Annotated in this window: 24 protein-coding genes; 9 read left to right on the top strand and 15 right to left on the bottom strand. The window is 36.8% G+C overall.

Annotated elements, in window-relative coordinates; translation table 11 throughout:
- The first annotated feature begins 7 nt into the window (after positions 1–7).
- The 9 genes from FJR45_RS12050 to aroC all read left to right on the top strand — a co-directional run bounded on the left by FJR45_RS12050 (position 8) and on the right by aroC (position 8,400).
- Positions 8–1,207: a PorV/PorQ family protein gene (locus FJR45_RS12050; protein ID WP_193150743.1), complete on the top strand. Its 1,200-nt coding sequence runs from the start codon at positions 8–10 to the stop codon at positions 1,205–1,207.
- Between the two features lie 112 nt (positions 1,208–1,319).
- On the top strand, positions 1,320–1,955 hold the full coding sequence (locus FJR45_RS12045; protein ID WP_193150742.1) for a recombinase family protein: 636 nt from the start codon (positions 1,320–1,322) through the stop codon (positions 1,953–1,955).
- A gap of 16 nt (positions 1,956–1,971) precedes the next feature.
- A complete protein-coding gene (gene ccoG / locus FJR45_RS12040) occupies positions 1,972–3,417 on the top strand; it encodes a cytochrome c oxidase accessory protein CcoG (RefSeq protein ID WP_193150741.1) in 1,446 nt (481 codons plus the stop codon).
- A gap of 134 nt (positions 3,418–3,551) precedes the next feature.
- Entirely contained in the window at positions 3,552–4,616 is a 1,065-nt protein-coding gene (locus FJR45_RS12035; protein ID WP_193150740.1) for a YeiH family protein, read from the top strand.
- A gap of 94 nt (positions 4,617–4,710) precedes the next feature.
- Positions 4,711–5,181, top strand: coding sequence for a hypothetical protein (locus FJR45_RS12030; RefSeq protein ID WP_193150739.1), 471 nt, complete (start codon positions 4,711–4,713; stop codon positions 5,179–5,181).
- Positions 5,178–6,224, top strand: a complete 1,047-nt coding sequence (locus FJR45_RS12025; protein ID WP_193150738.1) for a tetratricopeptide repeat protein — start codon at positions 5,178–5,180, stop codon at positions 6,222–6,224. The genes FJR45_RS12030 and FJR45_RS12025 overlap by 4 nt, the downstream gene beginning before the upstream one ends.
- The gene (rnhA, locus tag FJR45_RS12020; protein ID WP_193150737.1) at positions 6,199–6,630 is read left to right on the top strand and encodes a ribonuclease HI; all 432 of its coding nucleotides are present in this window, start codon (positions 6,199–6,201) and stop codon (positions 6,628–6,630) included. The genes FJR45_RS12025 and rnhA overlap by 26 nt, the downstream gene beginning before the upstream one ends.
- A gap of 16 nt (positions 6,631–6,646) precedes the next feature.
- Complete coding sequence (gene rnc / locus FJR45_RS12015; RefSeq protein ID WP_151899297.1) at positions 6,647–7,330, top strand: ribonuclease III; 684 nt, start codon at positions 6,647–6,649, stop codon at positions 7,328–7,330.
- On the top strand, positions 7,327–8,400 hold the full coding sequence (gene aroC, locus FJR45_RS12010; RefSeq protein WP_193150736.1) for a chorismate synthase: 1,074 nt from the start codon (positions 7,327–7,329) through the stop codon (positions 8,398–8,400). Before rnc ends, aroC begins: the two co-directional genes overlap by 4 nt.
- Before the next feature lie 3 nt (positions 8,401–8,403).
- Here aroC and FJR45_RS12005 read toward each other — a convergent pair whose 3' ends face one another.
- The 15 genes from FJR45_RS12005 to leuC all read right to left on the bottom strand — a co-directional run bounded on the left by FJR45_RS12005 (position 8,404) and on the right by leuC (position 19,134).
- A complete protein-coding gene (locus FJR45_RS12005; protein WP_193150735.1) occupies positions 8,404–9,144 on the bottom strand; it encodes a DUF4395 domain-containing protein in 741 nt (246 codons plus the stop codon).
- Positions 9,145–9,166: 22 nt separating this feature from the next.
- Positions 9,167–10,135, bottom strand: a complete 969-nt coding sequence (locus tag FJR45_RS12000; RefSeq protein ID WP_193150734.1) for a DUF302 domain-containing protein — start codon at positions 10,133–10,135, stop codon at positions 9,167–9,169.
- Positions 10,136–10,226: 91 nt separating this feature from the next.
- Positions 10,227–10,670 carry an MOSC domain-containing protein gene (locus tag FJR45_RS11995; protein WP_193150733.1) on the bottom strand — a complete coding sequence of 148 codons (444 nt, stop codon included), beginning with the start codon at positions 10,668–10,670 and terminating at the stop codon, positions 10,227–10,229.
- Between the two features lie 97 nt (positions 10,671–10,767).
- Complete coding sequence (gene soxZ / locus FJR45_RS11990) at positions 10,768–11,082, bottom strand: thiosulfate oxidation carrier complex protein SoxZ (protein ID WP_193150732.1); 315 nt, start codon at positions 11,080–11,082, stop codon at positions 10,768–10,770.
- 48 nt (positions 11,083–11,130) lie between these two features.
- The gene (locus tag FJR45_RS11985; RefSeq protein ID WP_193150731.1) at positions 11,131–11,583 is read right to left on the bottom strand and encodes a thiosulfate oxidation carrier protein SoxY; all 453 of its coding nucleotides are present in this window, start codon (positions 11,581–11,583) and stop codon (positions 11,131–11,133) included.
- A 17-nt stretch (positions 11,584–11,600) separates the two neighbouring features.
- Entirely contained in the window at positions 11,601–12,758 is a 1,158-nt protein-coding gene (locus FJR45_RS11980) for a c-type cytochrome (protein ID WP_226966435.1), read from the bottom strand.
- A complete protein-coding gene (soxC, locus tag FJR45_RS11975) occupies positions 12,758–14,134 on the bottom strand; it encodes a sulfite dehydrogenase (RefSeq protein ID WP_193150730.1) in 1,377 nt (458 codons plus the stop codon). Before soxC ends, FJR45_RS11980 begins: the two co-directional genes overlap by 1 nt.
- A 277-nt stretch (positions 14,135–14,411) precedes the next feature.
- Positions 14,412–14,681, bottom strand: a complete 270-nt coding sequence (locus FJR45_RS11970) for a hypothetical protein (protein ID WP_193150729.1) — start codon at positions 14,679–14,681, stop codon at positions 14,412–14,414.
- Entirely contained in the window at positions 14,681–14,818 is a 138-nt protein-coding gene (locus FJR45_RS11965; protein WP_193150728.1) for a hypothetical protein, read from the bottom strand. The genes FJR45_RS11970 and FJR45_RS11965 overlap by 1 nt, the downstream gene beginning before the upstream one ends.
- Before the next feature lie 3 nt (positions 14,819–14,821).
- Positions 14,822–15,424, bottom strand: a complete 603-nt coding sequence (locus FJR45_RS11960) for a DUF2231 domain-containing protein (protein WP_193150727.1) — start codon at positions 15,422–15,424, stop codon at positions 14,822–14,824.
- A gap of 95 nt (positions 15,425–15,519) precedes the next feature.
- On the bottom strand, positions 15,520–16,503 hold the full coding sequence (locus FJR45_RS11955; protein WP_193150726.1) for a DUF6781 family protein: 984 nt from the start codon (positions 16,501–16,503) through the stop codon (positions 15,520–15,522).
- Between the two features lie 9 nt (positions 16,504–16,512).
- The gene (locus FJR45_RS11950; protein WP_193150725.1) at positions 16,513–16,788 is read right to left on the bottom strand and encodes an HP0495 family protein; all 276 of its coding nucleotides are present in this window, start codon (positions 16,786–16,788) and stop codon (positions 16,513–16,515) included.
- Positions 16,769–17,239 (bottom strand): cyclic pyranopterin monophosphate synthase MoaC, encoded by a 471-nt coding sequence (gene moaC / locus FJR45_RS11945; RefSeq protein ID WP_193150724.1) that lies wholly within the window; start codon positions 17,237–17,239, stop codon positions 16,769–16,771. Before moaC ends, FJR45_RS11950 begins: the two co-directional genes overlap by 20 nt.
- A gap of 53 nt (positions 17,240–17,292) precedes the next feature.
- Positions 17,293–17,874: a molybdenum cofactor guanylyltransferase MobA gene (gene mobA, locus FJR45_RS11940; RefSeq protein ID WP_193150723.1), complete on the bottom strand. Its 582-nt coding sequence runs from the start codon at positions 17,872–17,874 to the stop codon at positions 17,293–17,295.
- Entirely contained in the window at positions 17,875–19,134 is a 1,260-nt protein-coding gene (gene leuC, locus FJR45_RS11935) for a 3-isopropylmalate dehydratase large subunit (RefSeq protein ID WP_193150722.1), read from the bottom strand. It lies immediately after the preceding gene.
- Between the last annotated feature and the right edge of the window lie 15 nt (positions 19,135–19,149).

The following is a 19,149-nucleotide window of genomic DNA, read 5'->3' as shown; positions in this document are numbered from 1 at the left end:
TAAGAACATGAAAAAAATAGTATCATTATCACTTATTGCTTTAAGTACATTGGTTTATGCAGATATGTCAATACAGCCTTTTTTATATAAAGATCCCCGTATTATGGGAATGGGCGGAGTAAATACTGCCGTTGGCGGTTATTCCACTGCTGTTTTTTATAATCCTGCAGGGCTTATTAAAATTAAAAAAAGTCATGGTGTTGAGGTTGAACTTTTAGGCTTGGGTATCACTTCTTCTGAAAAGACAAAGACTTTTATAGATGATTTGAGTAATTCTAAAGATAGCGAGGTTATTAATACTTTGGATAAATATTCAGGGGATGCTTTTAATGCCTCTGCTTCTAACTATAGTTCTGTCTCATACCATACACAAAATGACATAGCATACTCACTTGGTATTTTGGCAGCAGTAGATGCAAACTTTATGCCACATACGAACAGTGGTGCAAATGGAGTGCTGGAGACACATTCCAGAGCCTATGGCGGGATTTTTTTATCAGGTGCAAAAAAATACACGGGTATAAAACTTCCCTTACTTGGGAATAAGCTTGACGGTTCTTTAACTGTAGGTGTTACTGCTAAATATATAACACAAAAATCTTATGAAGCTGGATTGGATCTTGGCGAAGTAGTTAATAATAAAGATGATTTGGCACAATATCTTCAAGATACATATGAGGTTGATAATTCTGGTTTTGGACTGGATGTTGGCTTTTTATACGAATTTAACAATGAAAAATGGAATCCGGCAGTGGGCTTGAGTGTGATGAATATAGGCACACTTGATTTTGAAGATGCGTATGGCGCACAGCCTTTATCGGTAAACCTCGGGGTCTCCATTTCTCCGAAAATTCCATGGTTTGATGATTTAAAAGTAGGAGTAGACTATATAGACCTTTTCAACGCCCAACAAATGAGAGTGAGAAACTACAACCCATACCGTTCCCAAGATCAATATGACAATGCCAATATAGAGTATGAACTTTTGCAGCATTTAAGAATTGGTGCCAGTTTGGGGCTTGTTGATAATTCCTGGTTTATGATGACTCTTAACGGCGGCTTGTACAAAGGCTCTTATACTGCAGGTTTTGATATGCAGCTTGCAATTTTTAAACTTCAGGCTGCAACATACCAAGAACAGCTAGGTTCGACAATTGGACAAATTGAAGACAGACGCTATATGCTGGTGGTTGGAATTGGCTGGTAAAGTATAAATTTTTAACTTTTTGACGAAAAAATCAATTTTATCATTGACTTTGTTCGTCAAAAAAGAGTATAATGGCGATGAAATTAAAAAGATAGTGAGGTTTTATCGTCGAATGACAATAGCATACATCCGCCCAGATAAAAATTTTCTTGCGGCACATGAACAATTACAGCATATTAATGCCTACGCTCTTAGTAAGCAGATTACAATAAATGAAGAATTTGTAGATCAAACTTCCCAAAATAAACGCTTAGATAAACGTACAAATGTAACCTCTTATTTCCAATCAAAAAAAGAAGCGATACTGTTGATATATGATGTTTGGGTTTTGAGTACAAATATGGAAGATTTAATTCAGATGGTAAGCTGCCTAATGAAAAATAACTATAAAGTACACTTTATTAAACATTCCGTTATAATGTCCAAAGAGAGCAGTGCAATGTTGATTTTAGGCCTTATGGATCAGTTGCGCCAAAAAATCCAAGCTGATGCAAAACGAATGATTGGTCGTCCCAAAGGGAGTAGGTCAAGCTCTAAATTTGATAAATACATTAACGAAATTTTACAGTATTTAAAAGAGGGAAAGAGTGTGAGTTCTATGGCTCGGCTTTTAAATGTAAGTAGAAGTTCGTTAAAAGATTATATAGAATCAAGAGAGTTAAAACAGGTTGCATTTGGTTCATTAGTACCAGAAGCCAAAGAGAATGCAGAAGAACAAGTGATTAATACTATCATTTGTCCAGAATGATATCAAAGGAGAAAAAATGAGTGAAAAGAAAAAAAGTATAGAGATACCTACCCCTTGGAGAATTAAACGCTATTATGTTTATGCGTTGGCGACAATAGTGGCTTTGGTGCTGCCATGGATTAAAGTCAATGGACACCACTTCTTTTTATTGAGTTTTGACAAAATGAAACTGGACCTTGCTTTTGTGCAGTTTGATATGCAAGAGTTGTATTTGATGCCATTTTTATTGATGCTTCTTTTTATTACTATATTTGGTATGACAGTTTTAGGTGGTCGTGTTTTTTGTGGATGGGTATGTCCGCAAACTGTGTTTCGTGTCATTTACCGTGACTTGATTGAAACAAAGTTATTGCATTTACGCAAGCGTATCGGAAACAAGCAACAAGAACCGGATATGTCAAAACCTGAAAACAAAGTCAAAAAAGCGATCGCTATTATGATATGGACAGTGCTTGCATTGATTGCAGGAGCCGATTTTATGTGGTATTTTGTCCCGCCGGAGACCTTTTTCCAGTATCTAAGCAATCCTGGAGAGCATTTGACAATGATTGGTTTTGTTGTAGGGATTGCAGCATTTTTGATTTATGACATTGTATTTTTAAAAGAAAATTTTTGTATTTATGTCTGTCCATACTCTCGTGTACAGTCAGTACTCTATGATGAACACACAGTTATGGCGATATATGACTTTAACAGAGGCGGACATATCTACGACGAGCATCACCATAAAAAATTTGAAAAACAAAAAGAGTTGCAAACAGTAGAGCCAAATGCCGAATGTACGACATGTGAAAAATGTGTCACTGTCTGTCCTACACACATCGATATTCGTGAGGGACTGCAACTTGAATGTATAAACTGTCTGGAATGTGTTGATGCCTGTACAACAGTTATGGGCAAACTTGGAAAACCATCACTCGTGACATGGTCAAGTGAGTATGAAATAGCTGAGAAAAAAGGAAAAACAAAATATTTTCGTCCAAAAATCATAGCATATATGGTTTTACTTGTGGGTCTTATGTTCGCACTTGGATATATGAGTACGACGAAAGAGCATATGCTTTTAAATATCAACAAAGAGACAAGACTTTATGCTGTCAAACATCTTGCAAATAATAAATTTGCAGTTGAAAATTCTTATGTCTTTTTATTGCAAAATACTGAGAACGAACCAATGAAATTTTTCTTTGAAGTTATTCCTCCAAAAGGAATGGAAGGGAAAATTCAAATAGTAAAACCGTCAAAACCTTTTAGAGTGGTTCCTGGTGTTAAAAAGAAAAAAATTGTAACACTCAGAACAACAGAAATGTTGGCTGATGACAAACGCAAGGATACTATTATTCCTATTACTATTCATGCATATGCTTTGGATAAAGACGGAAAGCCAAGTAAACTTATTTCTGTAATGAGACATACAATCTTCGTCTTTCCTAAAGAGAATGTCCTTTTAGGCTCAAAATAAATTTAATAATAAGAAATCACACCATGGTGTGATTTCTATCAAATTCTTCACAAATAAATAATTTGTTTTCTCATCAGCATAAAATTTGCTATAATTCGCCTCTATTTATAAATTTATAATAAAAGGTAATAACTATGGCATTCTCAAAAGAAAATAGAAAAGGTACTGTTTCAGGTATCATCTTTGTTGCAATATTTGCAGCTGCTGCAACATCAATAGCGCAAATTGCATTTGTCAAATCACTTGGCATCTCTCCTCTTGTTATCGGTATAGTATTAGGTATTTTTTATGCAAATACTTTACATAACCATATTCCAAGCGCATGGGGAACCGGTATTACGTTTTCAGGCAAAAAGATTCTTCGTTTCGCAATCGTATTTTATGGTTTTCGCATAACATTTCAGCAGATTATGGATGTGGGACTCAGTGGTTTTACTGTCTCACTCATTATGCTTTCCACGACTTTTTTACTGGGAACATATTTAGGTATAAAAGCGTTTAAAATGGATAAAGACACATCAATGCTTACAGCAGCAGGTGCCTCTGTCTGTGGTGCTGCGGCAGTTCTTGCAACAGAGCCTGTTTTAAAAGCAGAAGGGTATAAAACTGCTGTAGCGGTTTCAATGGTTGTGCTCTTTGGTACAATTTCTATGTTTTTGTATCCTGTGTTGTATGCATCAATTATTGAGCCGGCAACAGGATTTTTGCATATGACTCCGGAACAGTTTGGTATCTATACGGGCGGGACTATTCATGAAGTGGCACAGGTTGTGGCTGTACCTGCTTCTATTCCGGGTGCACCTGAAATTATGGCAAACTCTGCAGTGATTGTTAAAATGACTCGTGTTATTATGATTGCGCCAATGCTTATTGTTTTGGGAATTTATTTGTCTATGCAGGCAAAAAAAGAGGGAAAATCCGGTGGTAAATTACAGCTTGTTATCCCTTGGTTTGCAGTATATTTTATAGGTATGGCCGGATTTAACTCTTTAGATTTGGTACCGCATGCTATTGTTGATACTATCAATACAATTGATACTTTTCTTTTAACGATGGCAATGACAGCACTGGGTATGGGAACAATCTTTTCCAAATTCAAAGGTCTTGGTTTGGCACCGCTGTATACTGCCGGTGCGATGTTTGCATGGCTGGTTATAGGTGGTTTTGTGGTGACGAAGTTTGTAACAGCTGCTCTGTAGGAGCTGTTACAGATTTGGCACTTTAAGCTTCTTAATAAATCTATTTAAATAAATATTATATAATATTTATACTAGTTCACAAAGGAGTTTAATTTTGTCCTATATTCCAAATACATTAAACTCTTTTTGGCTTTGGAAAGAGGTTTATGTAAAACTGGGGATTTCTAATCCTGCCTATAAATATTGGAAAAACACTCCAACACTAAAGCTGAATAATAAATATATTTTTATTCAAAAACAGACACTTCCAAAAAAACATGAATATGTTGAAAACATTCTGACAGATCTTTCGGGTTATTTGCCAATCAAATATGCATCAGATCAGTTACATGTAAATGAACACTTGTTCGTAAGCAACAAAATGGCACTTCATACAGAGTTTGAGTATAAGTTTGTCGAAGATGTAAAATTTGTAAATGTAAAAAGATTTTTCAGAGAATATGGCATTAAAGTCAATAAAAACTCCATTGTACAGTTAGGGAAAATCAAGGATTTGGAAATATCTTCGGATGCAACATTTTATAATTTGAAAAATGATTACGGATTGGTGGTATATAATTCATGAATACTTTTTTTATAGAGTTTCGAGACCCTCTTTTTTCCATTATTATTTTCTTTACCATTATATTTATAATTACTTTTTTTTCTTATTGGTGGGGGAGATATAAAAGAAAAGAGGACTCTAAACAGATAAGTAAATTTTTGGAACAGTTTCGTACCTTGCCATCACATAACGAATTGAAAATTTTAATAGCTGAAGGAGGGCTGTCTGAAAAATCATGGCTGCTTCTTGCAAGTGCATACTATAAAAACGGTGATTATGAAAAAAGTATAGAGATATATAATGAAATATTAAAACTTGGAAATAAAAGAAATACGAGAGAAACAATGTTTTTACTTGGAAAAACATATTTTAAAGCAGGGTTTTTAGAACGTTCCAAGCATGTTTTTTTAGAAATTTTGAAAAAGAATCCTCGTACACCGGAAGCTTTACATTATTTGCTTCTTGTATATGAATATATGAAAGATTACAAATCTGCTTTGGAAGTTTTAGAGCCATTGGATGAACTTCAAGAAGATGTTATTCTTGAACGTGCGTATCTACATGTTTTGGAAGCTCTTGATTCGCCGAATATGACAAAAGAAGAAAAAGTCCAAAAGTTGTTGGAGATCTATAAAAATGCTCATCGTCTGGCTTATTTGATATTTGATTATATTTTTCAAGTAAATCCGCAACTTGCCTGGGAAAATATTGACATCTCTAAAAGTGAACTTTTGACAGAACTCTTCTGGCGATGTGATTCAAAAGATTTGAATTTGGATATAATTACAGACAATGGCTATCTGCGGGAACTTTATACTGCAAGAGGTGATGTGAAACTTGCATACAACAGCAGTATATTTGAGCTTGATGTGCTGATAAAACTTGAGGGAAAATCAAATGCAACACTCAGTTTTGAGTATGTGTGTGATAACTGCAAAGGGACATATCCTTTTGCTTTTAGCCGTTGCAGTTCATGCCATGCGATAGATACAGCAAGAGTGGAATACAGTTTAAGTAAAGATTACGGTAAGGAATTCAGTGAAGAAAATAACTCTTTTCAGTGACGGCAGTGCCTTGGGAAATCCAGGGCCGGGAGGTTATGGCGTTATTTTGCGATATGGTACAAGTGAAAAAGAGCTTTCAGGCTCGGAACTTCATACTACAAATAACAGAATGGAACTCAAAGGTGCAATAGAAGGACTTCGTGCTCTAAAAGAGCCTTGTGAGGTCGATATAATTTCTGATTCCTCTTATGTGGTAAAAGGAATCAATGAGTGGTTGCAAAACTGGATTAAAAGAGATTTTAAAAAAGTCAAGAACCCTGATTTGTGGAAAGAATATATAGAAGTGGCCAAACCGCATAAGATTCATGCCATATGGGTACGGGGACATGACGGTCATGAAGAAAATGAGCGATGCGATGTATTGGCGAAAGAAGCGGCGCAAAAAGCCAAAGAAGCTTTAACATAATGAGGAGAAGGTATTTATGCATAAAAATATAAAGACATTGGAAGAAAAATTAGGATATGAGTTTCGTGACAAAAAGCTCATTATCGAAGCGCTGACACATAAAAGCTATAAGCAGCCCTACGATAATGAGCGATTGGAGTTTTTGGGTGATGCCGTACTGGACCTTGTGGTCGGAGAGTATCTTTTTAAAAAGTTTCGGACATCTGATGAAGGAAAACTCTCCAAAATCCGGGCATCACTGGTCAATGAAACAGGTTTTGACAAACTGGCACGGGCTTTGAATCTGGGTGATTACATACTGCTTTCAAATGCTGAAGACAATAATGGCGGGCGTGAAAAATCTTCTCTGCTTTCAAATGCTTTTGAAGCTATAATGGGTGCAATATATTTGGAAGCCGGTTTGGCAGAAGTGCGAAGAATAGCCATTGATTTAATAGAAAAAAATCATGATGAGATCTCTTTGGATTCTTTGTTTCGTGATTTTAAAACAACACTTCAGGAATTGACACAGGCCCGCTTCGGGATAACGCCGGAGTATAAAGTTTTGGCATCACGCGGTCCTGATCATCAAAAAGAATTTGAAGTGGGTGTATTTATAGAAGACAAAGAGTATGCCAGAGCAAAGGGAAAGAGTAAAAAAATTGCGCAACAAGAGGCTGCGAGAGTTGCTGTAGATATGCTAAATAAGGAAAAAAAGTGAACAGTTTTGGAATGAAATTACGATTTTCAACATTTGGAGAGTCTCATGGAAAAGCATTAGGTTGTCTTTTGGATGGTGTTCCCGCGGGCTTGAATATTGATGAAGAATATATTCAAAGTGAACTTGACAGAAGAAAACCCGGAAAGAGTAAATTTGAAACCGCCAGAAAAGAAGCAGATAAGGTTGAAATCTTAAGCGGTGTGTTTGAGGGGAAAAGTACAGGTACTCCAATTGCAATGGTTATCTACAATACAAACCAAAAATCCAAAGACTATACAAATATCAAAGATGTGTTTCGTCCCGGACATGCAGATTTTACCTATTTTCACAAATATGGTATACGAGACTACAGAGGCGGAGGGCGCAGCTCTGCGAGAGAAACTGCTGCAAGAGTAGCAGCAGGGGCTATTGCAAAGCTAATGCTTCAAGAACTTGGCATTACAGTGCTTAGCGGTATCAGTGAAGTTGCAGGCATACAGGCAGAAGATTTTAATTATGAAGGTGCGAAGAAAAGTGTAATTTATGCACTTGATGTCAATAAAGAAGAAGCACAAAAAGCAGCAATACTCAAAGCAAAAGAGGCGCATGATTCTGTCGGTGGTGTTTCGCGTGTTGTCATCAAAGGCACACCCGTAGGTTTGGGACAGCCTCTTTACTATAAACTAGACGCTGTTTTAGCTGATGCTATGATGGGTATCAATGCTGTAAAAGCTGTTGAGATTGGGGATGGGGTATTGAGTGCCAAGGTACACGGTTCTCAAAACAATGATCAGATACGTGCAAACGGATTTGAATCCAATCATTCGGGTGGAATACTCGGTGGTATCAGTAACGGGGAAGATATAGTGCTTAATGTCTATTTTAAACCTACGCCATCTATTTTCAAAGAGCAGCATACTGTTACAACGGCAAATGAGGAAGTTGATTTTTCACTCAAAGGCAGGCATGATCCCTGTGTTGCTATTCGCGGTACTGTTGTATGTGAATCAATGGCCGCTTTGGTTATAGCTGATATGATACTGCTCAATATGGGTTCAAAAATGGATGGTGTCATTAAATATTATAAATAATATTTAAAAATCATCATCTCCAAATTCTTTTTCCATTGCTTTTTGATACTTTAATTCTTCTTCTTTTTGGAGCTGTTGTTTTGTTAAGACGGCTTCATGAAGAAACGCACCGAAAAATGTCTTTGGTTCTAATTTTGCCAAAGCAAGATAAATACCGCTGATAAGGGCAATAATAGTTATACCTGCTACTGCTTTTTGTATAGGATTAAATCTTTGTATAGGCTCTTTTATTCGCATTTCACAGGTTCCGCCCGGGCAGAGTGTTGGACTTTTTCTTGTTATAAATTTGTAAATCATACAGCCTACACATATCGAAAAAGCACTTTCGAGAAACATTAATGCAAGACACAGTACGCAGATGAGCACTTTGTAAAAAGTAATATCCCAGTTGAGTACAAACCATTGCATCATAGGCAACGATATGAGCCAGCCAAGAGTCCAGGCAAAGCGTTTTTGGAGTCCGCCTACATATTCCGGTTTTTGATTTTGTACAGCCAGTTTACCCAGCAGTAAAGAGGGCGAGTATTTGGGAGAAATCATTCTTGCTGTAAAGTCAATAAATAAAAATGTCAAGTAGACTCTTGCTACGATGACATGTCCAAATCCTATTCCTATAAAAATTACAAGCATTCCCAGCAAGCCAAGTATACCAGCGGCAGCTCTTGCCTCACGCTCGTTAATGACGGTTACATCATAACCCGGAACTCTTTCTCCGTAGTCTAGTAAAAAACTTTTTAAATTCATAAAATACCTTTCGTTGTAATAATTATTCTGTCATTTCTTTTAAAATTTTGACAATCATCCCCTGGGCTTCTTTTAACGGACGTATAGATTCTTCGTCTTGTATGTCGAGTGTATTTATCCAGTTTTCAACACCCAAAAATCCCATATACATCTTTGTTTCATTTTTTTTCTTGTAAAGATAGAAAGAGCACGGTGCCCAGGCACCTGCTTCGGGATGCAGTTTTGAAACAGGGTATATTACATCAAATTTGCAAATAGAATATGTATGAAAAAAATCATATGCATGAAAATCGTAATCATCAAATATTTCTTCTTGCAGATTTGTATAGTTTGGAAATAAAAATCCCAAAGGCTCTAATTCACCTTCAAATTCTGCTTCAAAGTCTTCTATAAAATCTTCCATTGAAACTTCAGGATCTACTTCCATTACCAAGTCGATTGCAAATGATTTTTTTGGAAATTTTACAGTGTGATTTAAGTCTTTAAAATGTCCGTCTGGCATTGCTTTTTTCAGTCCTGTTTGTATCAAAGCAGCATATTTTACGAGATCCGGATCATATTTGGGAACACCTGTCGCTCTTGACATTCCGTTGAGTGTCAGGGTTGCTATATTCATATTGCCGTCTTTGTCTTCCCAGATAGACATAGTTAAAGGTGTCAATGCACCAAATTTAGGATACTTCCTAATAATTTTATATGTGAGTTCACTGTTAATATACATAGCAAGATTGTAAATTTTATAATGCACTTTGCCAAATCTGGTTTTAAACGGCTTATTCATATCATTGTTTCCGGGAACACTCAGTCCAATGGCATCAAAAGCAGCTTCTATTGTTTTGGGAGTAACCTTTTTGTTTGTATTGTGTGTTGTAAAAACCTGCACATCCTGAATTTGGACAGGTTTGGAAGGTGTTGAGGCATATGTACCGTTACAGCCGTTTATAGACAGCGTTGCTAAAACAACCATTATCAGAGTGTATATCTTTTTCACTTAGTCTCCTTGAGTTTTCTATTGCATAATACGGATTAAATTTCTACTGTGTAACTTTATCATTATTGTTATATAAATAATATTAATAGAGTCAAATACTTACTGTATCTCCGACTTTAATTACGCAAGGACCACTTATTATTTTTGCAAATATACCTCTGTCGTTTTTTAGCAGTTTAGGTAACTTTGGATTTATGATGGACAAACCTTTACATAGCGTGCAGTTTTGTGTTATTTCCAATGTGGTATCACCTATTACAAAGGTGTCCCCTGCATTTAAATGGTAGGGGTTGATATCAATTAAAATATTTTCGCCCAGTGCTCCGTCTGAAAGGTTTATATTTGTCTCAGATGCCATATTGTAGCTTTGGATAGAGGTAATTAAAATAGCTCTTTGAACATTTTTATTGTAAAATTTATCATTTAGAATTCCGTATTCGTCGGCATCTATATGAGAGGTGCTTATTCTTGTTTTATCAGTATCATTTTTTGTGATGAATAATTTCAGAACTTTACCTTGCAGGTTTTTCTTCATCTGTTTTTGCTCATTATTTGTATTTGTTGTAGTTATTGTAAAAAATTGAGAGTATGAGAGCCAATGTAGTCATTGGCTCTTAAAAAAGAGGGTAAAATTATTTAATTTTACCTTTGCCTTTGTAAGTTTTACCTTTAAGGTCAACTGCTAACATTTCAACCTTATCACCTTTTTTACCAATTCCTTTAAATTGAAATTTGAAAATAGGGTTTTTCGATAAGAACTGTGAAGTAGACATATCTAAAACAGTCTCGCCGTTGACTGTAGCAGTTAAATGAGTAACAAAGTTTGCATTATCTCTGCTCCCTGTTTTCTTTTCTGCCATATTGTAAGTCATCATTGGGTGTTTTACCATTGCTTTAACTTTAACAACACCGCCTTTTAATTTTGCTTTTACTTTAATTCCAGCCATTGTATTTCCTTATTTATTTTATTTTTTCTGTATCGAAATGAGAAGGAATTATCCTTCACATCCACCAAGAGCAACATCAAGAGTTTTCTTAGCAGCGTATAGTTTGCCGTCTTTACCCTCAGCAACGATTGTTATCGTACCGGATTTAGCCATTTTGATTTTAATAGAATATTTGTTTACACTGTACTTGTTTGTTTCTACAACAAGTACTGCTGCTTCCGGATTTGCATCTTGAAATACAGAAATTGTTTTTACATCTTTGTCAGTTGAAAAATCAACCGGAATTGCACCACCGTTACTTGCGACATCAGGAGCAGTAAGTTTCACGCCTTCCATTGTTAATGCATTTGAACCATACATTGCTTTTATTGCATCCTCAACAGTATGTGCTGTCCATACACTCGGTTTAAGTTTTCTATAGTCTTCTGCTCTTACACTAGCAGGTACAACAGCTAACGCCAATGCACCTAAAGTCATGCTTAAAAATTTTCTTCTTTCCATCATTTTATCCTTTTTGTTTATTTACTTTGATTGACTATGTAGTCAACAACTGATTTGAATTGTTTGTCAGAGAGCGATGCACCACCTTTGGGAGGCATTCCTGTATCAGTCCCTTTTAAACCGTTTTTATATACTTTATCCATTCCTTTTGCAAGTAACGGTGCCCATGCAGACTTGTCTCCAGGTGCTGGAGCAGCACCTGTATCATGGCACATTGCACAGTTTGCAGCATATGCTTTTTTCGCATCAAAACTGCTTTCTTCTTTCTCTTTTGGAAGATCTCTTACTGCAGACAAAGGTGGATGAAAGTCACTGATACCGGCACCTTTTATATAAACAACTTTCGCAGTCGGTTCCTGGCAGTTTTTCATACATCTTGATGCAGGATTTTTGACATCATATTTCTGTCCGCCAAAGTTTTTTGCATTTGCATAATACTTACGTACATTTTCAGGACCATTCGGACCAGCGATATCCGGTTCAAATCCGTCTCTGTTTGGCATTTTTATTTTTAGAAATTTTTCACGATTAAGTACATACTCATCATCAACTTCCACGCCGTCTATTTCCATTTCATTTGCATTTAATATATATGCAACCAAAGCATACACTTCATCATCACTGAGACTGTCAGTTAACGGATGAGGCATCGCATCTTTAATGTACCACCATAGAGTACTTGCCTGTGGCCAGTACGTACCAAAAACACGTACAGGACCGTCAGTATCAGGTTTGATTCTTTGGTATTTCAGTGTTTCATGCAATTCATAGGCATTTCCTTTTGCAAGTGCCGGATAACCACCACCGCCTGAACCAAAGTCACCATGACACATGACACACTTTGCTTCGTAAATTTCTTCACCTTCTTCGACGCTTCCTTGCCCTTCGGGTAAACCTGTACCATCAGCCATGACATCAGAATTCCATTCGTCATATTCCGCTTTTGTCGGAGTACGGCCATATTTTACATCTGCATTATGTGCATTTGTATTTACATAATATGGTCCTGTTTTTCCGTTTACAACCGGATAATCCACTCCACCGTCAATAGAAGCTTTTGTAGGCACATTTGAACCTGCAGGTGAAGCATTTTCCATACATGCAGAAAGTCCCAGTGACAATACAGCTGCAGTAGAAATTGAAATTAATAATTTTTTATTTAATGTAAACATCATTACGCTTTTCCTTCTATTACTAACTCGCCATTAGCTTTACGCCCTAATTGAGAACGCACTTCAACGTGAGTTATTTTTCCGTCTTTTTCAACTTTCCATGTTTCCACTGCATTTCTATGGTACACAGCTTCTACACCTACAGTAAGAATTTCTTGATCAACTGTCGGTTGGATGTATCCTGCATCATCTCTTGCACGAGAAGTAAGGAAGAGTTCCTGCCCTTTTTTGTATGTATGCATATAGCTCCAGCGTGTCCAGCATTTAGGAAGAACCAAACCTTTGAGTTTCGCTTCAACATAGTTTTTTCCACCATCAAAAGAGAGGTCTACACCTGTAATTGTTCCCATTCCAGACCATGCAAGACCTTCTATCTCTACAATGTCACCATCTTCCAGGTCTGTCCAGTCAATTTCCGGAGACGGAGAAGTCACTGTTGAGTTTACTTCATTTGCATAGAAGTGTTGGATGGCCTTTCCTGTTGGTTTCAAGACTGTGTATTTCGAAGTTTCTTCTTTACAGTACCAAGGTTCACTTGCAAAATCTAAGCGTCTTAGCCATTTCACACAGAGGTTTCCTTCCCAGCCCGGAACAAGTAAGCGAATCGGATATCCTTGTTCTGGACGTAATGCTTCACCATTTTGACCCCATACAATCATGGCATCATCCCAGACTTTTTCCATTGGAATGGTTCGACCCATTTTTGAGGAATCTCCGCCTTCTGCAAGCATCCAAAGTGCTTCTTTTTTTACACCCAAGTCTTTGAGGATGTCTTTAATGTAAACACCTGTCCATTCCGCGCAAGACATAAAGCCTTTTGCAAACTGTAAAGAATTGTATTGTGGACCTCTCCATTCTTGACCGCCGTTTGCAGGACACTCAATAAAGTGAGTGCGTGTTACACTTGGGTAGCGCTTAAGCTGCTTCATAGTAAGAACCAGAGGCTTTTCAACCAGACCGGTAATCATAAGTCTGTGCTCATTCGGGTCAATATGTGCTACACCACCGTGACAACGACTGAAAAAGAGGCCGTTTGGTGTGATGATTCCGCTTGACTCTTGTAAAGGTGTAACCGCAATAGATGCTCTGAAGTTACCCGAGGCAAGGAGCTTCGTGTATCTTCTTGTTACGTTGTGCTCATACTTAGATGGCATTCCGTAAAGATTTTTTGTTACAGGATCTCCCCATTTTGTTCCCCACGGTGTAGGTTCTAAAATGGCAGGATCGCCTGCTTCTTCTGATGCCAGCAGAGAAGTTCCAGCAAGTGCAGTTACAGATAATGCAGCTGTTTTTCTGAAAAAGTCTCTTCTGCCAAGACTTGAGTCTTTACTGTTGTCAGTAGCAGACTCTACATCTTGTTGAGATTTTTTTATATCCACAATGTTCTCCTTGGTAAGTTGTTATTCTGTTTAATACTTTTAATATCTCATTAATTTCCAGGCAATACAAATAATTGCTGATTTGTATTATGCCATTGTATGCTTAAATTATAAATACATAGCAAAAGATATTATACAAAAAAATGAGACAAAAATGTGATATTAGCACCTAAAATGCACTAATTGGTTACTTATTGAAACACTCTCTATATATAACTAAAAATAATATTTACACAGGTTATTTTTAGAATAACATAAACTTATTAGATAATAAAAATTATTTTTCAACTATACCCAGCACAAGATAGGTTTCAGAGGCTTTGTCAATGAAAAACGGTATTACAAATCCCTGGTGTTCAAGGTCTTTTATATTTTCATCATTAAAATAGACAGACTGTTTGTATTTTTGTGCTTTTGTCGGAATATTGATTATGACAGTGTCCAAATAGATTTTAAAGTTTTTTGTTGCATTAAAATCTTCTTTTGCAAGTTCTTGCAAAATATCCTGTAGCTGTTTTTCAAACAGGTCAGTGCACAGTATTTGCATTATTTGGCCTTTTCTTTGAGCCAGTTTGAAAGTTTTTGTGTGCAAGGATAGAACTCTTTTACAGAGTTCTTGTCCTGTTTGTACTTTTCAAATGCCTCTTGCATCTTTTTTTTTGCATCTTCATTGATTTTTTGCATTATCTACTCGTCATCATCTTCTTCTTCTTGGGTTTTTGGTGTATTGCCATAAATGGCATCTACTTCTTCTGAAAGTGAACTGATCTCATCTATGGCATCTTCATATGCTTCCACTTTTTCATCACAGTCCTCAGTGGCTTCAGCATTAGCTGTTGCTTCATGAAGAGAATCTTCTATCATATAGGCTTTAAAAGGCATACCGTAGTTGTAAACTATTTCTCCACCGTGTTTTCCTTGCAAAAGTGTTGTTGCTGTTGCTGCAAGTAAAAGAAGAATAGCCAATGCCTGTACAGCAAATTTTTTCATTTTATATCCGACTATCTGTACCAATGCGATAATACCTGTTGCTATTGCCAGATACAGACCAAGTTCTTTGTGTTCGAGCAGTTCTTCTTTGCCTGCTTTACTCAGATAATCAAAAATTTCCGGTCCGGCTTGATTTCCTGTATACCAGGCTACTGTCATTGCAAGTGCTGCTGCAATTGTCATTATAAGAGAAGTTTTCGACATCATTTCACTTTTGCTGTAAAGATAAACAAGTCCAAAAACGGAAGCAACTACAGGTAAAGCCATCGCAAAGTGTACGGTCGCAGGGTGTAACATCATAGTAAATCCTTTGTATTTGAGTTTAGAAAATTATATTACAACATTCAAATTTATTTTTTAGTTAATTATAATAATATATTATCTTAAGATGGAATTTATCTATCTTTTTTTTCCATCGCATCTTTTGCTGACTTTATTGCACTGCCAAGTGCTGCCCGGGCAACTTCCCATGCCTGTATTCCCATTTTTTTGGCTTCTTGAGCCTTTGGCGAATGCAGGGCACTGTCTGCTTTCTTGGCTGCAATTTTTGCAAAGGTAGAAAACTTTTCTTTGATAACTTCAGCTGTTTCTTTGGAAATAAGAATAAGCTCTTCGAGATCATAACGCATCTCTTTGTTAAGTTCGAGAAGAATTTTTTTAATGTATTGTGAACTTTGGGAAGCCTGTGTGATGATTATCTGTGAAAAAAGTGTATCTGTCTGATGCAAATCTTCTATGATAGTATCATAATCTTCGATAAGTATATGTTTGGCTTCTACAGGCATAAAGGCAACTCTTTGTTTAAATCTGTCAATAGATTTGATCAATCCGCTTCGCATACCTTTGAGTGTGGCAGAGAGAATCTCTTCGGCTCTTGTCGGTGTTGCTTCTGCAACTTCTATAGTTGTTGCAAGAATTGTGGAGAGGATTTTTCTCACACGTATTGTATTGAGAGAACCTTCTTTTATAGACTCAAAGGTAATATCTTTTATAACCTCTTTGATTGATTCGTTTACATCACCGTATGTATCTTTTTCCAATGCTGTAATAATGGCTGATTCCACCATTTCGCTGAGCATATCATACAGATCAATGGACTGCAGTTTGATTTGATGGAGCATATGAACAGCTTTGTCATCTTTGAGTTGCTCTTCAATAGCATTGAAAACCTCATATTTTGCTATTTGCAGCTCTTCTGATTTTTTATGCAAAGCTCTTTCGATAGTTTCTTTTTGTTCTAAGAGTTTTTCAACATCTTCTTTTAAAGAGTGCGTTTCTTCCTCGATAAGACTGTTTACGAATGTTCTCATCTCCTCTAAAGAGAGATTATCAAGGTTTATATTTTTGAGTTTTGTTTGCAGGGTTTGATTTTGATTCATGGGTTACTCCTAAAGTACCATTTTAATATCTTGATGATTTTTCAAAGCATCATATATAAATTTTCTGTCATCTTCGTTATGAACAAGTAAATCAAGGTTCATACTGACATATTTGCCTGTTTTAGACTTGTTTGAGTCTGTAAGTTTGTGTGAGCGTTCATCAATGACCTCTTTTATGGCATTTTGCAGAGCCTCTTTCTCACTTGCAATGACTTTGTAGCACCAGTTGCAAGGATATTCAAGTTCTAGTTGTTTTTCGTTTAGTTTATCGTTTAAAGTCTCCACTTTTTCCTCCTGATTTAGATTCAAGTTGAACATTCTGTATCACCATTCCTTTGTCGATAGCCTTTACCATGTCATAAATTGTCAAAAGCCCGATGCTGACTCCGGTTAATGCTTCCATCTCAACACCTGTCTGTCCTGTGAGTTTCGCTGTAACTGTAAGCTTAAATCCCGGAAGCTGTGCCAATTCCTCTACATCACAGTTAATGCCGCTTAAATTTAAAGGATGACACATAGGAATGAGTTCGCTGGTTTTTTTCGTCCCCATAATAGCTGCAATAACGGCTGTTTGCAATACAGGACCTTTTTTTGTCTTTTCGCTGACTATAGCATCGTAGGCATCTTGACTCATTTTTATGATACCGCTTGCTATTGCTACTCTTGTTGTATTGTTCTTATCACTTACGTCAACCATTTTAGGTCTTTGGTTTTCATCAAGATGTGTTAAATTCATAAGGTAAAATTCTCTTTTTTTAAATTGTTTTAGCCTATTATAGCAAAGTGCTGTTAATAATGTGTGAGAATTTTGAGAGCTTTTTGATAATCTTTTGGATGATTCATATTTAAAAAGGGTTTTGAATCAGGAAAATAAACATATGTTGTTTTGGAGTTTTTTAAAAGATAGCCGAGTTTATGATTGTTTTCATGAAGCATCTGTAAAAATTTTGCTTGTAAATTTTTGGAGTAGATACCGCATAATGGCTGAACACCCTCATCTGTTTTGGCAATAACCGCATCAGCAGCAGCGTTGTCGGCAAGTATGATTTTTTCTATTTCTCTTTGGGAGACAAAGGGGGTATCAACACTCAGAACAAATATTTTTTCTGTACCGAGTGTATCAAATACTGTGACAAACCCAAGAGTAGGAGCGAAAACAGAAGAAACTTTTTTATCTTCTATAAAGTTTGCATCAAAAGAAAAAACTGATTTGTCTTTGCAGGAGATAGAAACATTTGAGAAGATTTTAGAGAGTCTTTTGTATTGATACTCTGCAAGTGTATTAAAACCGGCAAAAGGGAGAAGTGCTTTGTTCTTTCCCATTCTGCTGCTTTTGCCACCTGCAAAGATGACACAGGGCATGTCTATCATCTATCTTGGATCTGTAATATAGCCTGTAATTGCAGATGCTGCGGCAACGGCTGAGTTGGCCAGGTAGACTTTTGAAGAACGACTTCCCATACGACCGACAAAGTTTCTGTTTGTTGTGCTGATGGCTACTTCTTCATCCCCTAAAATACCCATATATCCACCAAGACAGGCTCCGCATGTCGGATTGCTTACAACACCTCCGGCATCGACAATGATGTCAATATATCCCAAATGGTTTGCTTCACGCAGGATTTTTTGTGTTCCCGGTGTGACAATAAGACGAACATCAGGATGGACTTTTTGTCCTTTGAGTATCTCAGCGGCTACTTTGAGGTCAGCAAGTCGACCGTTTGTACAGCTTCCGATAAAGGACTGGTCCACTTTGATTTTATCTTCGACGGCTTTTTTGACCGAGTGACCGTTTGATGGCAAAAAAGGATAGGCAATAACAGGGTCAAGGTTTGCAACATCAATCTCTAAAACCTGAACATACTCTGCATCTTCATCAGAGTAGTGAATGCGAGGTTCACGAGCGAGGTTTTTGTCTGCCAAAAACTCTGCTGTAATTTCATCATAAGCTACGATACCGTTTTTTGCACCGGCTTCAATCGCCATATTACACATAGAAAATCTGTCATCTATCGTTAGGTGTTTAATCGTACTTCCTGTAAACTCCAAGGTTTTGTACAGTGCACCGTCGACACCGATAAGACGGATAATCTCCAGGATGATATCCTTGCCTGTTGTATATTTTCCAGGTTTTCCTGTAAGAATAACTTTTATAGATTCTGGAACTTTGAACCAATTTCCGCCGGTAATCATTGCAAAAGCAAGGTCAGTAGAACCCATTCCTGTCGAAAATGCACCGAGTGCCCCATGCGTACATGTATGTGAATCTGCACCGATGATAACATCACCCGGGACAACTAATCCTTTTTCTGGTAGTAAAGCATGCTCGATGCCCATATCTTTTTCATCAAAATAGTTTTTGAGTTGATGTTTTTTTGCAAAATCGCGTGAAATTCTTGCCTGATTTGCTGAAGCGATATCCTTTGCAGGGATAAAATGGTCTAAAACAATAGAAAATCCATCTGGATTTGCCAATTTTTCAGCACCACTCTCTTCAAACGCTTTAATAGAAATAGGCGTAGTAATGTCGTTACCGATTACCATATCGATATCACAACGGATAATTTCACCCGCTTTTACTTCGCGACCGATATGTTGTGAAAAAATTTTTTCAGTTATAGTTTGACCCATTATGGTTAACCTCTT

Origin of the sequence: Sulfurimonas sediminis (genome assembly GCF_014905115.1) — a bacterium.
In the GTDB taxonomy this organism is placed as follows: domain Bacteria; phylum Campylobacterota; class Campylobacteria; order Campylobacterales; family Sulfurimonadaceae; genus Sulfurimonas; species Sulfurimonas sediminis.
This window is presented reverse-complemented; position numbering and strand designations above follow the sequence as displayed.